The 14,539-nt window shown below is 26.8% G+C and carries 12 protein-coding genes; 8 read left to right on the top strand and 4 right to left on the bottom strand.

Going from position 1 to position 14,539, the window contains the following annotated elements:
- Positions 1–63: 63 nt before the first annotated feature.
- From CRV03_RS12675 to CRV03_RS12660, 4 genes are all read left to right on the top strand, one after another.
- A complete protein-coding gene (locus CRV03_RS12675; RefSeq protein WP_129085512.1) occupies positions 64–2,667 on the top strand; it encodes an ABC transporter substrate-binding protein in 2,604 nt (867 codons plus the stop codon).
- A 32-nt stretch (positions 2,668–2,699) separates the two neighbouring features.
- Positions 2,700–3,353, top strand: a complete 654-nt coding sequence (locus tag CRV03_RS12670; RefSeq protein ID WP_129085511.1) for a CoA pyrophosphatase — start codon at positions 2,700–2,702, stop codon at positions 3,351–3,353.
- Between the two features lie 10 nt (positions 3,354–3,363).
- Positions 3,364–3,978: a fumarylacetoacetate hydrolase family protein gene (locus CRV03_RS12665; RefSeq protein WP_129085510.1), complete on the top strand. Its 615-nt coding sequence runs from the start codon at positions 3,364–3,366 to the stop codon at positions 3,976–3,978.
- A gap of 84 nt (positions 3,979–4,062) precedes the next feature.
- A complete protein-coding gene (locus CRV03_RS12660; protein ID WP_129085509.1) occupies positions 4,063–4,920 on the top strand; it encodes a bifunctional methionine sulfoxide reductase B/A protein in 858 nt (285 codons plus the stop codon).
- Between the two features lie 21 nt (positions 4,921–4,941).
- Here CRV03_RS12660 and CRV03_RS12655 read toward each other — a convergent pair whose 3' ends face one another.
- The 3 genes from CRV03_RS12655 to CRV03_RS12645 all read right to left on the bottom strand — a co-directional run bounded on the left by CRV03_RS12655 (position 4,942) and on the right by CRV03_RS12645 (position 9,122).
- Positions 4,942–5,280, bottom strand: a complete 339-nt coding sequence (locus tag CRV03_RS12655; protein WP_129085508.1) for a hypothetical protein — start codon at positions 5,278–5,280, stop codon at positions 4,942–4,944.
- An 86-nt stretch (positions 5,281–5,366) separates the two neighbouring features.
- Entirely contained in the window at positions 5,367–7,286 is a 1,920-nt protein-coding gene (locus CRV03_RS12650) for an ankyrin repeat domain-containing protein (protein ID WP_129085507.1), read from the bottom strand.
- A gap of 126 nt (positions 7,287–7,412) precedes the next feature.
- On the bottom strand, positions 7,413–9,122 hold the full coding sequence (locus CRV03_RS12645) for an ankyrin repeat domain-containing protein (RefSeq protein WP_129085506.1): 1,710 nt from the start codon (positions 9,120–9,122) through the stop codon (positions 7,413–7,415).
- An 83-nt stretch (positions 9,123–9,205) separates the two neighbouring features.
- On the opposite strand from CRV03_RS12645, the gene CRV03_RS12640 reads away from it, so the two are divergent.
- Positions 9,206–9,520, top strand: a complete 315-nt coding sequence (locus CRV03_RS12640; protein WP_129085505.1) for an MTH1187 family thiamine-binding protein — start codon at positions 9,206–9,208, stop codon at positions 9,518–9,520.
- Here CRV03_RS12640 and CRV03_RS12635 read toward each other — a convergent pair.
- Positions 9,512–10,078, bottom strand: a complete 567-nt coding sequence (locus CRV03_RS12635; protein ID WP_129085504.1) for a ribonuclease HII — start codon at positions 10,076–10,078, stop codon at positions 9,512–9,514. The two genes, CRV03_RS12640 and CRV03_RS12635, sit on opposite strands and share 9 nt — an antisense overlap.
- Positions 10,079–10,151: 73 nt before the next feature.
- Between CRV03_RS12635 and CRV03_RS12630 the strand changes: the two genes are divergently transcribed.
- Genes CRV03_RS12630 through CRV03_RS12620 form a run of 3 tightly spaced genes read left to right on the top strand, consistent with a single transcriptional unit; the run spans position 10,152 to position 14,496 of the window.
- Complete coding sequence (locus tag CRV03_RS12630; protein ID WP_129085503.1) at positions 10,152–11,252, top strand: ABC transporter substrate-binding protein; 1,101 nt, start codon at positions 10,152–10,154, stop codon at positions 11,250–11,252.
- Positions 11,253–11,261: 9 nt separating this feature from the next.
- On the top strand, positions 11,262–12,368 hold the full coding sequence (locus CRV03_RS12625; protein WP_129085502.1) for an ABC transporter substrate-binding protein: 1,107 nt from the start codon (positions 11,262–11,264) through the stop codon (positions 12,366–12,368).
- Positions 12,361–14,496: an ATP-binding protein gene (locus tag CRV03_RS12620; protein ID WP_129085501.1), complete on the top strand. Its 2,136-nt coding sequence runs from the start codon at positions 12,361–12,363 to the stop codon at positions 14,494–14,496. The genes CRV03_RS12625 and CRV03_RS12620 overlap by 8 nt, the downstream gene beginning before the upstream one ends.
- The last annotated feature ends 43 nt before the right edge of the window (positions 14,497–14,539 follow it).

The raw sequence follows: 14,539 nt of genomic DNA, 5'->3' as shown, positions 1-14,539 counted from the left end.
TACTTTTAAGTTAAATAAACTATTTGTTTTAATATAATATTTTAAATTCTTAAAAGGGTTACAGTGAGTCTAAACTTTCAAAAATTAATTATTTTATTTTTGTTTTTCAATTCTTTAGTTTATGCAAAAGAGTTAAAAAAGGTAACCTTACAACTCTCTTGGTTTGATCAATTTCAATTTGCAGGTTATTATGTAGCAAAAGAGCAAGGTTTTTATAAAGATTACGGTTTAGATGTAGAGATTAAACCCTTTAACTTTGGAATAAATGTTCCAGAAGAAGTTGATGCTAAAAGAGCTGATTTTGGTGTTGATAGAGAAACACTTATACTTCAAAGAGTCCAAGGCAAAAAGCTAGTGGCTTTATATGCACTTTTCCAAGATTCACCTTTAATTCTAATATCAAAAGATGATGGGAAAATAAATAGTGTAGAAGATTTTGTTGGAAAAAAAGTAATGACTACTATTGATGATTCTAGTGAAGTATCAATAAAAGCAATGCTTCTTTCTAAAAATACAAAGATGCATGAAATCGATTTTATAAAACACTCTCACAATGTAAACGATTTAATTGAATCAAAAACTGACCTTATGTCTGCATATTTATCTAAAGCTCCATATGAACTTCAAAAAATGAATGTTCCATATAAGGTTTTTAATCCTAAGGATTATGGTTTTGATATGTATAGTGATTTTTTATTTACAAATCAAGATATGATTGACTATGATTTATCTACAGCTTTAGCCTTTAAACATGCTTCTTTAAAGGGATGGCAATATGCTTATTCTCATATTGATGAAACTGTAGACTTACTTTATACTAAATATAATGAACAAAATCTTACAAAAGAAGAGTTGAAATTTGAAGCAGAAGTTTTAAAAAGACTCTCTTTTTCTAAAACAGATGAGCTAGGACTTATTGTTCCAGAAAAGATTCAAAGAATATATGATTTATACAATGTTATGGGTTTAACACCAAATAAAATAGATTTAGATGAGTTTGTTTTATATGATAATTTTAATGAAAAATTAGAGCTTACAAAAACAGAAAGACACTATATAAAAAATAATAGACATGTAAATACTTGTATCTTACCTGAATTAAAACCATATAGTTTTGTAGAGGAAAATAGTTTCCATGGTTTTGTTTCTGATTACTTATCTTTAATTGAAAAAAAATCAGGATTAAAATTTGATCTAATACAAACACAAAGCTTTGATGAGTCTTTAGAGTTTGTAAAAAGTGGACAATGTGATATTTTAGCTTCTGCTCAGAATGTAAAAGAAAGACGAATGTTTATGAATTTTACTGAGCCATTTTTAACTACTTCTTTAGTATTGATTACAAAAAATGAAAAAAACTTTATAGATGATATTTCAATTTTAAAAGATAAAAAAATCAGTATTTATAAAAGTTATTCTTTCAATAAAATATTAAGGGAAAAATATCCTGATATTGATTTTGTAGATGTTGAAGATTTAGAAGATGGAATATCAAAAGTTGAAGATGGTGAAATCTTTGGACATATTGATTTCCTTTATACTGCTTGGAATAAAATTCATAGTTTAGATAATGTAGATTTAAAAATCTCTGGTAAACTTGATGAAAATGTACCTTTGGCAATTGCAATAAATAAAAATAGAATTTATTTAAATAGAATTCTTGAAAAGTCAGTAAAAAGTATTAGTGACGAGGAAAAAGATAGACTACTTAAAAAATGGGTAGCAATTGAGTATAAAAAAGAGTTTGATTACAAAACTTTTTATCAAGTAATATTTGTGTTTGTAATTGTGCTTATAATTTTTATTTATAGACAAATTCTTCTTAAAAATATGAATAAAAAACTAAAAAATGTAGTTGATGAAAAAACAAGAGAATTAAAGAAAATAAATCAAGACTTAGAAAAAACTATTCAAGAAGAAGTTGACAAAAACTTAAAAAAAGATGCCTTATTAACAAAACAATCAAAGATGGCAGCAATTGGTGAGATGCTTCAAAATATTGCCCACCAATGGAGACAACCTTTATCTGTAATATCTACAGGAGCTAGTGGTTTAAAACTTCAAAAAGAGATGCATGGAAAAATTGAGGATAAATTTTTAGACGAAACTTTAACAAGTATTGTTGAAACATCTGTTCACCTTTCAACTACAATTGATGACTTTATGCACTTTTTTAAACCAAATGAAGAACAAAGAGTATTTAATATAAAAGATACAGTAAATAAAACACTAAATATTTTTGATTATAACTTGCATAGTGGAAAAATTAGAGTTGAAAAAGATATTGAAGATGTAAAATTAATAAACTATGAGAGTGAATTAATTCAAGTGATTATGAATATCTTAAGTAACTCAAAAGATGCTTTTGTTGAAAGACAAATAGAAGATAGAATTATTTTTATTACAACTAGAGTTGAAGGTGAGTCTTTAGAAATTACTATAAAAGATACAGCAGGAGGAATTCCAAGTTCAATTGTAGATAAGATATTTAATCCATATTTTACAACAAAACATCAATATCAAGGAACTGGAATAGGACTATTTATGTGTCAAGAGATTATTACAAAACATATGGATGGAGAGATTACTGTTTCAAATAGAGAGTTCATCCATGATGACAAAGAGTTTGTAGGAGCTGAGTTTATTTTAAAATTCAAACTTAAATAGTTTGATACAATAAAAGAAACTACAGAGTAAAGATGAAAAAAAAACAGTTAAAAAAACTTCTAAAAAACTTACCACATGAACCTGGTGTGATGGCAAGGGATAGGTTTTTTAATTCTGCTGTATTAATACCTCTAGTTAAAATAAAAAAGAAGTATTATATTTTATTTCAAAAAAGAGCAGCTCATATAAGACAAGGCGGAGATATATGCTTCCCTGGTGGAAGATATGAGCCTGATGATATTTCTTATATGCATACAGCTCTTAGAGAGACAAAAGAAGAGTTAGGTATAGATGCTAAGGATATCAAGATATTGGGGCAACTAGATACTTATGTAGCACCAATAGGAGCAGTAGTTGAACCTTTTGTTGGAAGAATAAAGAAAAAGACTTTAAAAAGTATGAAAATAGATAAAAATGAAGTTGAGAAAACTATTTTAGTTCCAGTATCATTTTTTAAAAAGAATCCACCTAAAGAGTATACCTTAAGATATGAAGTACACCCTTTTTCAATAGATGAAAAAGGAGATAAACAGATTCATTTTCCAGTAGAGGACTTAAATCTTCCAAAGATGTACCATAAACCTTGGGGACATAAAAAACATAAGGTGTGGGTATACAAATATAAAAAAGAAGTTATTTGGGGACTTACTGCTGTTATAATTAATGATTTAATAAAAAGATTTTAAAAGGAAATATATGAATTCAATATTAATAAATCAAAGTGAAATTTTTCCATCAAAGGTTGTGTGCATTGGAAGAAATTATGTTGACCATATTAAGGAGTTAAATAATGAAACTCCTGATTCAATGGTTTTTTTCTTTAAACCTAATTCATCTATTTCAAAAAACCTTGTTTTTCCTAAAGGGAATAAAAGTTGCCATTATGAAGCTGAAATATCTTTTTTAATTGAAGAAGATAAAATTTCTGCTGTTGCTTTTGGTCTTGACTTAACACTAAGGGAAGTTCAAAGTAAGCTAAAAGAAAAAGGTTTACCTTGGGAAAGAGCAAAAGCTTTTAATAACTCTGCTGTATTCTCTGAGTTTAAAAGTTTTAATGGTGAGTTAGAAGAGTTAAGTGTTGAGCTTTATATAAATGATGAGTTAAAACAAAAAGGTGGCGTTGATTTGATGATAAACAAGCCACAAGAGATTATTGATGAATTATTGAGTTTTTCAAGTTTTGATGATGGTGATATTCTTATGACAGGGACTCCACAAGGAGTTGGAGAGTTTAATATAGGTGATATTTTCCTAGGAAAAATTCTCTATAAAAATGAGACTATAGTTGAGCAAAGATTTGAAGTTCTTTAAGAGTTTAAATTATTTTGATTTTTTATTTAAAGATTTTCTGCATTTAGCTACAATCGTCCAATATTTAAGAAATGGGGTTCTAAAATGAAATACAATGAACTAACTGAAGAAGAAGCATATGTAATTGAAAATAAAGGTACAGAAAGACCTTTTAGTGGTAAATATAATGACTTCTATGAAGATGGGCTTTATAAGTGTAAAAAGTGTAATGCTCCTTTATATAAATCTAGTGATAAATTCTCTTCAGGATGTGGTTGGCCAAGTTTTGACGATGAAGTTAAAGGGGCTATCAAAAGAGTTTTAGATGCTGATGGTAGAAGAGTTGAAATTGTTTGTGCAAATTGTGATGCACATTTAGGTCATGTTTTTGAGGGAGAAGGGTTTACTGCTAAAAATACAAGACACTGTGTAAACTCTATTTCATTAAAGTTTGAAAGTAGAAATTGTGACTGTAAAGAGCATGCTGTAGCATATTTTGCAGCAGGTTGTTTTTGGGGTGTTGAATACTACTTTGAAAAGTTAAAAGGTGTTCATAGTGCAGTTTCAGGTTATATGGGTGGACACTTAGAAGATCCTGATTACACTGCGGTTTGTACTGGAACAACGGGTCACTTAGAGGTTGTAAAAGTAGAATATGATGAGTGCCAAGTACCTTTTGAAGAGCTAACAAAACTATTTTTTGAAATCCATGATTTTACTCAAACTAATGGTCAAGGTCCTGATATTGGTCCACAATATTTATCTGCAATTTTTTATGTTGATGAAAAACAAAAAAATACAGCTTTAGAGTTAATTGATAAATTAGAGGATTTAAATTACAAAGTAGCTACTTCACTTCATGAAGCTAGTAGATTTTATGAAGCAGAAGATTATCATCAAGACTACTACGAGAAGACAGGAAAAGTTCCTTATTGTCACTCTCGTAGAGAAATATTTAAATAAAATAGAGAATATCTCTCTATTTTATAAAGTACCTAAAATATAGTAAACTTCTTTTCCATCTAGTTTTTGTAAGTTTACATTATATTTATTTGCCCAATGGCTTACTTCTTCATGAAACTCTTCTAAGATTTCATCTGCATCATTTTCATCACATTTGATTTTTAAATATTTAGTAGAGTTTGATAATCCAATGTATGCATTCATTTTTTTTAGATGATCATTTAAACTAATTAAATGCTTTGAAAACTTGTTAAAATCTTTTGTTTGTGACATTACTTCTTCTGCTTGTTTAAGAGATGAGTCACTTTTTGAGTAACCTAATTGTGAAAGTAAAACTTCAGGTGATACTTCTAATTGCATGTTTCTTCCTTTTTATAATATTTGCTTATCTTAGCAAAAAAATTGTAAATTTGTATTAAAAAAGATATATTATATAGACAAATTAATCATTGAATAGAAAACTCTTTTTTCATATTTTCACTTAAGAGTTTTAAATTCTTTTCATCAACTTTACTTTTAGCATATTTTATGAGATTTATTACGTTTTTGTGGAACTTTTTGAAGAATACTTTCATTTTAGGATCAATCTTATTTGTATTGTTAATATGTGCATATTCGTCAATCATTGTAATTACTAAATCATATTTTCCCATGAAAACAGCATAATTAATAGGAAGGACTCCATATTGGTCTGCAATATTTACAATTTTTTGGTCATAAGAGTTTACCAGTTTAAATGTTTTACAACAATCTTTCCAAACAATATTATGAATTACAGTTCTACCTTTGTTATCAACACTTTTAAAGTTTGGTTTTGCTTCTAAAAGAAGTTTTGTTGTGTAGATACAATTGTTTAAAATAGCTTTATGTAGTGCAGTTGCACCTAAATCATCTTTTTCATTTATATTAACTCCAAGGTTTAATAAACTTTGTAATGTTTTTAAATAAAGCCTTTGTTTTTGTGTACTTGATGTATCTGCATTATCTATTAGGTAAAATAGAATATTTTTGTGTTCTAAATCTTTTTGATTTATATTGATTCCATATCTTTTTAGAAGTTTAAAAAGTTCAAAATTATAGTAAATAATTGTATCAAAAAACAGTGGCTTTGCCCTTGAGTTGTATTTCTTTAAATCAACTTTTGTATTTTTTAATAAATACTCTAATAAATCATAATAATTATTTTCATAAGAGCTTTTTTCTTGTAAAGAGTAGCTTATTATTTTTTGATTCTTATAGTGTAATATTAGCTCAATTAGTTTTTCAATTATAGTTGAGTCATTATTATCTCTGATATTTACATCAGCTCCTAATTCAATTAGTTTTTTGATTAGTTCTATATTTTGATAACCTTTATAACAAGCTTCTGTTAATACAGTTTGTCCTAAGTGGTTTTTTTGATTAATATTAAATTTTTCCAGTGAAATAAAGTATTCAATTAGTTCATCATCTTCACTTCTTATTGCTTGAAAAAGAATTGTCTCTTCATCTTTATTTAAAGAGTTTACATTGATATCGAAGCTAATTAGTCTTTTGATTAGTTTAAAATGAGTAAGGCTTTCTATTATATTAAGTTTCTCTTTTGCATCAAGATAGTTTTTTACAATATAGTTTAATACAGTATTTCCTGCAAAGTCTTTATTGTTTACCTCACAACCGTACTCAATAGCTTTTTCAATTACTTTTATATTTTCAATACCTTTGTTAACAGCATAAAATAGAAAGTTTTTTCCATCTTTATCCCCTAAAGTAGGATTAGCTCCATGCTCTAAAAGTTTTGTTGCTAATTCGTAGTTGTTATATGCAGCTTCTTTATGTAAAATTATATTTTTATTTTTATTAACACAGTTAATATCTATTTTCTCATTTTGTAAAACACTATCTAGTATTTCACTACTTCCATTTGATACTGCATCAAAGACTAGGTTATTTCCATAGAAGTCTTTATTTCTTATATCATCTGTTTTACTTAATAAATATTTGTATGTTTTGCTTCCCTCTATAATAGCTTCTTGTAAAGCTGTACGATTATAAAAATTCTTATGGTTAGTATTTGCGCCTTTTTCAACTAAAAATTTCACAACTGCTTGATTATTTGATTTTACTGCATAAAAAAGTACTGTCTCTTTGTCTTTGTTTTGTGCTTCTAAACTTAACTCTTTGTCCATTAGCCATTTTATAGATTCAAGATATGCACATTTGGCGCAAAGATGTAAGAGAGTTTCTTGATTTTCATTTGTTTCATAAAGGTTAATATTTTCTGTGTAATGAAATTCTAGTTCATCTAGATTGAAGACTTTGTTAAGTAGTGCGTCCCTAAAGCCATCTTTTGAAGGCTTTTTTTTATTGAAAATTTTTTTTAGCATCGTTATTACTTTTTAATAGATAAGGATATTATATAACTAATAGCTAAAATAATTATTAAAAAATAGAGTAAAAAATTATAAATTTAAATAATTTTTGATTTTATAAAAAGAAAAAGCTTTTAAAGGTTATTTTGCAATAGAAAACTCTTTTTTCATATTCTCACTTAAGATTCGTAAGTTTTTAAAGTCAACTTTTGTTTTTGCATGTTTAGTAAGTTCATCTAAGTTATTATGGAATTTTTTAAAGAAGTCTTTCATTTTAGGGTCAATTTTATTTGTGTTATTTACATGGGCAAACTCTTCAATCATACTAATTACTAAGTCATATCTTCCCATAAAAACAGCATAATTAATTGGTAAAATACCATATTTATCAGCAATATTAATAACCTCATTATCATAAGAGTGAATAAGTTTAAAGGTTTTTGTACAGTCTCTCCATACAACATTATGAATAAATGTTCTACCTTTATTATCAACACTTCTATAGTTTGGTTTAGAGTCAAGTAAAAGTTTAACTGTATGAATTGAGCCATTTAAAATAGCTTGATGAACAACTGTTGCACCAGTATCGTTTTTGGCATTTACATTAACTCCTAGATTTATCAAACTTTGCATTGTTTTTAAATAAAGCTTTTGTTTTTGAGTTGTAGAGGTATCAGCATTTTCAATCAAATATGAAAGCACGCTGTTTTGATTTAAATCTTTTTGGTTTAAATCTATTCCATTTGCTTTAAGCAGACTAAAAAGCTCAAAGTTATAGTGAGTTATTACATCAAAAAATATAGGTTTAGATTTTGATGTAAAGTTATTTAGATTTATTTTTGTATTTCTTAATAGGTATTTTACTAGTTCAAAATAGTTATTTTCAGAAGAACTTTTCTCAAGTAAATGTAAATCTATTTCTTTGTGGTTTTTATAGTGAAGAATTAGTTCTATTAGTTTCTCAATAAGAGTTACATTTTTTTTGTCTCTAATATTAACATCAGCCCCATAGTTTAACAAAGCTTTGATAACTTCAATATTTCTAAAACCTTTTAAACAAGCTTCCATTAAAACAGTTTCACCATAATAGTTTTGTTGGTTAATATTTATATTTTCAATACCTAAAAAAAGATTGATTAGTTTTGTGTCTTCTTCTTTTATAGCTTGAAAAAGTATATTTTCTTCTCTTTTATCTAGATTGTTTATATCTATATTAAAATCTAATAGTTTTTTAATAGTTTTAAAATAAGAAAGAGCTGAGTTAGAGTTTTTCTCTTTTAAATAGTTATTAACAGCATAACTTAATACTGTATCTCTATTTTTATTTATACAGTTAATATCTACATTTTTATTTTTTAGAACATTATCTAAAACTTCATCATTGCTACTTGATACGGCATGAAAAAGTATACTATTTCCATAAAAGTCTTTATTGTTAACTTCTTCTGTATGTTCTAGTAGATATTTGTATGTTCTACTTTCTAAAAGAATTGCTTCTTGTAAAGGTGTACGGTTGTAAAAGTTTTTGTGGTTTACATTTGCACCTTGTTCCACTAAATATTTTACTGTTAATAGATTATTTGATTTTACTGCATAAAAAAGTACAGTCTCTTTATCTTCTGTTTGAGCTTCAAGGCTTAAACCTTTATTTAGAAGCCATTTTATAGATTCTAGATAAGCGAATTTTGCACAAAGATGTAATAATGTTTCTTTTTTTTCAGTAGTTTTAAATAGATTAATTTTATTGCTATAATGAAATTCAATCTCATCTGGATTAAATATTTTATTAAATAAGGCATTTTTAAAACCTTCAGCAGAAGGTTGTTTTTTGTTAAAAATATTTTTTAGCATCGTTGTTTCTTTTATCTAATGTATAGATATTATATAATCAATAGATAAAAAAAGTCATAAAATATCAATTTAAAAGGAAAAATATGAGTGTTTTGTTAAGTATGGCAATGTTTCCAACGGATAAAACAGAGAGCAAAAGTGAATATGTATCTGAAGTTATAAAAGTTATTAGAGAATCAGGTTTTAATTATCAGTTAACTTCTATGTCAACTACAATAGAAACAGATAAAATGTCTGAGGCTTTAGGAGTTGTTCAAAAATGTTATGAAAAGCTTGAAGAGTTAGGTTGTAATAGGGTTTATTCTACTTTGACTTTTGATATCAGAAAAGAAAAAGACAATAGACTGAAAACAAAAGTTCAATCTATTGAGAATAAGATAGGAGAAGTATCAAAATAAGCTAGGCTGATTTTGATCATCTACTCCTTTTAGTTTGAAACTAAATCTGTGTTCTTCACATCTTCCAAACTCTTTAATAGCTTCTACATGAGCTTTTGTTCCATAACCTTTATGTTTTTCGAACGAGTAGTTTGGATATTTTGAAGCTATATCACACATATATCTATCTCGACTAACTTTTGCTAAGATAGAAGCTGCACTTACTTCTTGTACTGTAGCATCTGCTTTTATTTTGTGTTGTAAAGTCTCTATTCCAAAAGAGGTATTTCCATCCATTAGAAAATCACTTGTTTCATCTTTTAAATTATCCATGATCTCTTTTATTGATGCTTTCAAACAAGCACTTAGACCTTTTTCATCAATAGTTTTAGAATCAGTAAATACAATATGATAAGAACAGTTTTGTTTTATTTCATCAAAAAGCTTTTCTCTTCTTTTTTCTGTAAGTTGCTTTGAGTCATTTAGACCTTCTATTTCTTTATTTATAATTGCACCAGCAACAACAAGTGGTCCTGCAATAGGACCTCGTCCAGCTTCATCTATTCCACAAAGTGACATATTTTTCTATACTCCAAAAATTAAATATTTTTTTGTATAATAGTAGATTGTTTATTAAAAAGTGGGAAGAGTAATGTATAAAGTTGTAGGGATAGTTTCAGTTATTATTTTAGGTCTATTTTCATATTTTAGTTTTTTTAGTAATAATGAGATAAAAATAGGTTTTTTAGGTGGTTTAAGTGGAAAATACTCAAACTTAGGACACTCTTTGTTAAATGGAATGACTTTAGCCTTAGAAGAAGAAAATTTCAAAATCAATGAAAAGAAAGTAAAAATTATTTCAAAAGATGATAGACAAAGACCCACCTTTGCAAAGCTTGCTGTTACAGAGTTTAAAAAAGAAGATGTAAACTTGATTTTAGGAAGTGGAACAAGCTCTATGACCAAAATAGCTTTAGAGTCTTTTGATGAGAATTATATGCCTACCCTAATTTCTGCCTCAGCTAGTTCAAATACTTTCTCTAAAAAAGATGATAACTTCTTTAGAACACAAGTTTCTCAATCAGAAGCAAGTTTTGAAAAACTAAGTAAATATCTTTTATCTAATAACTTAAAAAATATCTATGCAATTTATGATTCTAACAACCGTGCTTATAGTGAAAGTTACGCTAGTAATTTCGAGAATTCTTTTAAAAAACTTGGAGGAAATCCCTTTGTAAAACTAAAAGAATTGTCGAAAGATTTTTCACATATTACAGAGGATATTAAAAAAAGAGAAGATATCGATGCTATCATAATTATTGCAAATACAATAGATACAGCTAAATTAGTTCAGTTTTTAAGAATTAGTGATATTGAAAAAACAGTTATTGGTTCAAGTTGGTCAAAAAGTTCTAAACTACTTGAAGATGGTGGTAAGTATGTAGAAGGGATGATTTTCTTAACTTCATATAACAATAGTTCAAAGAATGAAAAATATTTAAATTTTGTTAAAAAATATGAAAAAAAATATAAAACAAAACCTTCTGTTTTTGCTTCTCAATCATATGAAACAACTAAAATTATAATTGAAGTATTAAAGAAAAATGAAAATATAAAAGAGTTTAAAAATACACTTTTAAGTATAAAAAAGTTTGAAGGACTACAAGGGGAAATTGAGTTTGATGAGTATGGAGATGTAAAAAGAGACTATATTCTTATGACAGTTAAAAATGGTCAATATAAACCTATGTAAGGAAATATTATGAAAAAACTTTTAATTTTATTTTTAGCAATAGTTATATTTGTAGTTACGGTTTCTCTTCTGTTTTATAAAGAAAAAGAACCTATTAAGATAGGGTTTGTTGGTGCTTTAACAGGAAAATACTCAGTTCTTGGAAATGCTATGGTAAATGGGGTTTTATTGGCATTTGAAGAGGCAAACTATGAAGTTAATGGAAGAAAAATAGATATTGTTTTTAAAGATGATAAACAAGATGAAGACTTAAATAAAAATATCATAAATGAGTTTTTGGCAAATGATATAAAAATCATTATAGGAAATGTTACTAGTTCTATGTCTAAAGTAACGATGTCTATAATCAATAACTATGATGATATGTTTATGATTTCAGCATCTTCTGCCAGTAATGAATTTTCAGGAAAAGATGATAACTTTTTTAGAGTTCATGTTGCAAACAATGCTCAAAGGTTTGACTCTTTTACTAACTATGTAATAAATAATGGTTTTAAGAGAGTTTATGGAATATATGACCCATATAATGCAACTTATGCAAAGGATTATTTAATCAACTTTGAGAAAAGTTTAGTATCAAAAGGAGAAAAGCCTCTTCTTTCATATTCGAAAACAAACTCAAACTTAGATTTTTTAGTAGATGATATAAGAAAGAAAAACCCTGATTTAATAATTATTTGTGCAAACTCTGTTGATTCTGCTAGAGTAATTCAATATATTAGATTAAAAGGTTTAAAAACACAAGTTGCATCAGCTGAATGGGCAAGAACGCCGTCTTTTATTGAAAATGCAGGTAAAGCAGCGGAGGGTGTTATTTTTAATATTGATTATGACGAGAATTCAGCTAGTCCAAGCTATAAAGAGTTTGTTCATAACTATAAAAGAAAGTATGATATATCTCCTTCTATGTATGCTTCAAAGGCTTATGAAATTGGTAAAATTTTATTGGAAGTATTAGAAAAGGGTGATGAAACTCAAATAAAAAGAAACTTATTATTACAAAAAGAGTTTGAAGGTGTTCAAGATAAGATTTTATTTGATGAGTATGGAGATGTTATTAGAAGTTATTATAACTTTAAAGTTAAGAATGGGGAGTTTGTAAAAGTAGATGAATAAAATAAAGAGTTTAAAAAGAGAGATACTTCAACTTTTAGTTTTATTTTCAATCTCTGTAATTATCATTGTTGGAATATTAACAATATGGAAGCTTTATAGTTCAAAAGTAGAGATTATTAATCATAATCAAAATCTTATCTTAAAGCAAGTGGGAAAAGAAGTTGAGCAGCTACTTCAAGATATAGAGGATATCTCTATATATGTGTCAGAGAACTACTCGTATAACTATATGGTTCTTAAAAATCTTGTTGAAACAAATAAAAGTATCTCTTCTATATTAGTTTTAGATGAAAAAGGAATCATAGAAGATTTTTATGCAATATCTAATCTAAACATCTATAAAGGTTTTGATTACTCAAATAAAAACTATTTTAAAAAGATAAAAGACCATAGAAAATATTACTGGAGTAATGTATTTTTATCTTCAGTTGATGAAGAACCAAGTATTTCATATAGTTTCAAAATGAATGATAAAATTGGTGTTATTATGATTAAGTTAACTGAGTTGTCAAACTTTATACAAAGATTTAAGAACACTGATAATTCTCATATGTTAAGAATATTTGATGAAACAGGAATTATGATTTTAAATCCTGACTCAAAGCAGTATGTACTTCAAAGATATAATGCAAGTTCTTCTTCTGTTTATACCGATTTAATAAATAAAGAGAAGCCTTTTAAACAAGCAATTTTTACAGGAGTTACTAAAAAAGGTAAACAATTAGGTTCTTATACCAAAGTTAAAAAAACTGGTTGGAGTATTTTAGTTAGACAAAGCCATGATGATATTTTAAAGTCTCTAAGTTCAATTATTATTTCTATTGTTTTAGTAGTATTATTTTTTAGTATTATTGCAATTTTCCTAGCAATAAGAATCTCACAAAAAATCTTTACAGCCTTTGATAACTTACAATTAATCACATCACGGATTTCTGATGGTGATTATAATATGAAAGTAGATGAGCTTCATTATGAAGAGTTAAATAATCTTCTTGAGAGTTTTAATAAAATGCAAATTGAGATTGATAAAAGAGAAGATAATTTAGAAAAGTCATTAAATAGTTTTAAAGGGCTTTTTAATTCTACAATGGAATCAATTGTCTTATCAAAAGATGGCAAGATTATAGATATAAATGATGTAAGTTTAAAGCTATTTCAAGCAGGAAGTAGAAAAGAGTTTATAAATAGACCAATGTTTGATTTTATTGATGAAAAATACCACAAAATAGTACAGTCAAACTTGATAAAAAATACTGACCCCTATGAGGTTGAATTAATAAAATTAAATGGAAAAAGATTCCAAGCCTTAGTTCAAGGTAAGATTTTAGAGTTTGAAGGTGAAGATGTAAGGTTAACTGCGGTAATTGATATAACAGAGTTAAAACAAAAAGATCAATTATTATTCCAACAAAGTAAAATGGCATCAATGGGTGAGATGATAGGAAATATTGCCCACCAATGGAGACAACCTTTAAATACAATTAGTACTTGTGCAAGTGGAATTAAGTTTGAAAAAGAGTTTGGTGTTTTAAATAATGATAGAGTTGCAGATACTATGGATATTATTGTTGAAAATACTCAATTCTTATCAAAAACAATTGATGACTTTAGAAACTTCTTTAAATCTGATAAAAAGACAGAGAGGTTTATTACTAGACTTATAATTAAAAGAGCACTTAAACTATTAGATGCAAGTTTAAAAAACCATGAAATAGAACTATTTGAGAACTATTTGGAAGAAGAACTTTTATATGAAGGTCTTTCAAATGAGTTTATCCAAGTTTTTGTAAATATTATAAATAACTCAAAAGATGCCTTTATTGCAAATAACGTAGAGCATAGAGTAATCTATATAAATGAGAGTACTGAAGCTAATAATTACGTTTTAGAGATTAAAGATAATGCAGGGGGAATTCCTGAAAATATTATTGATAAAATATTTGAACCATACTTTACTACTAAACATAAAGCACAAGGAACAGGAATAGGTTTATATATGTCTCACCAAATTATTGCTGATCATATGCATGGAAATATTAAAGCAGAAAATATAAATATAAACTATGATAATAAGCACTATAAAGGTGCTTCTTTTAAAATCTTATTACCATTAAATAATAGTACTTGACAAAATATGACTCAAGTGCTATAATTTTATTAGCAGTTGAATT

The sequence above is a fragment of the Arcobacter sp. F155 genome, from assembly GCF_004116455.1.
GTDB lineage: Bacteria > Campylobacterota > Campylobacteria > Campylobacterales > Arcobacteraceae > Halarcobacter.
The sequence above is the reverse complement of the archived record's forward strand: the minus strand, read 5'-3'. Positions and strand labels throughout refer to the sequence as shown.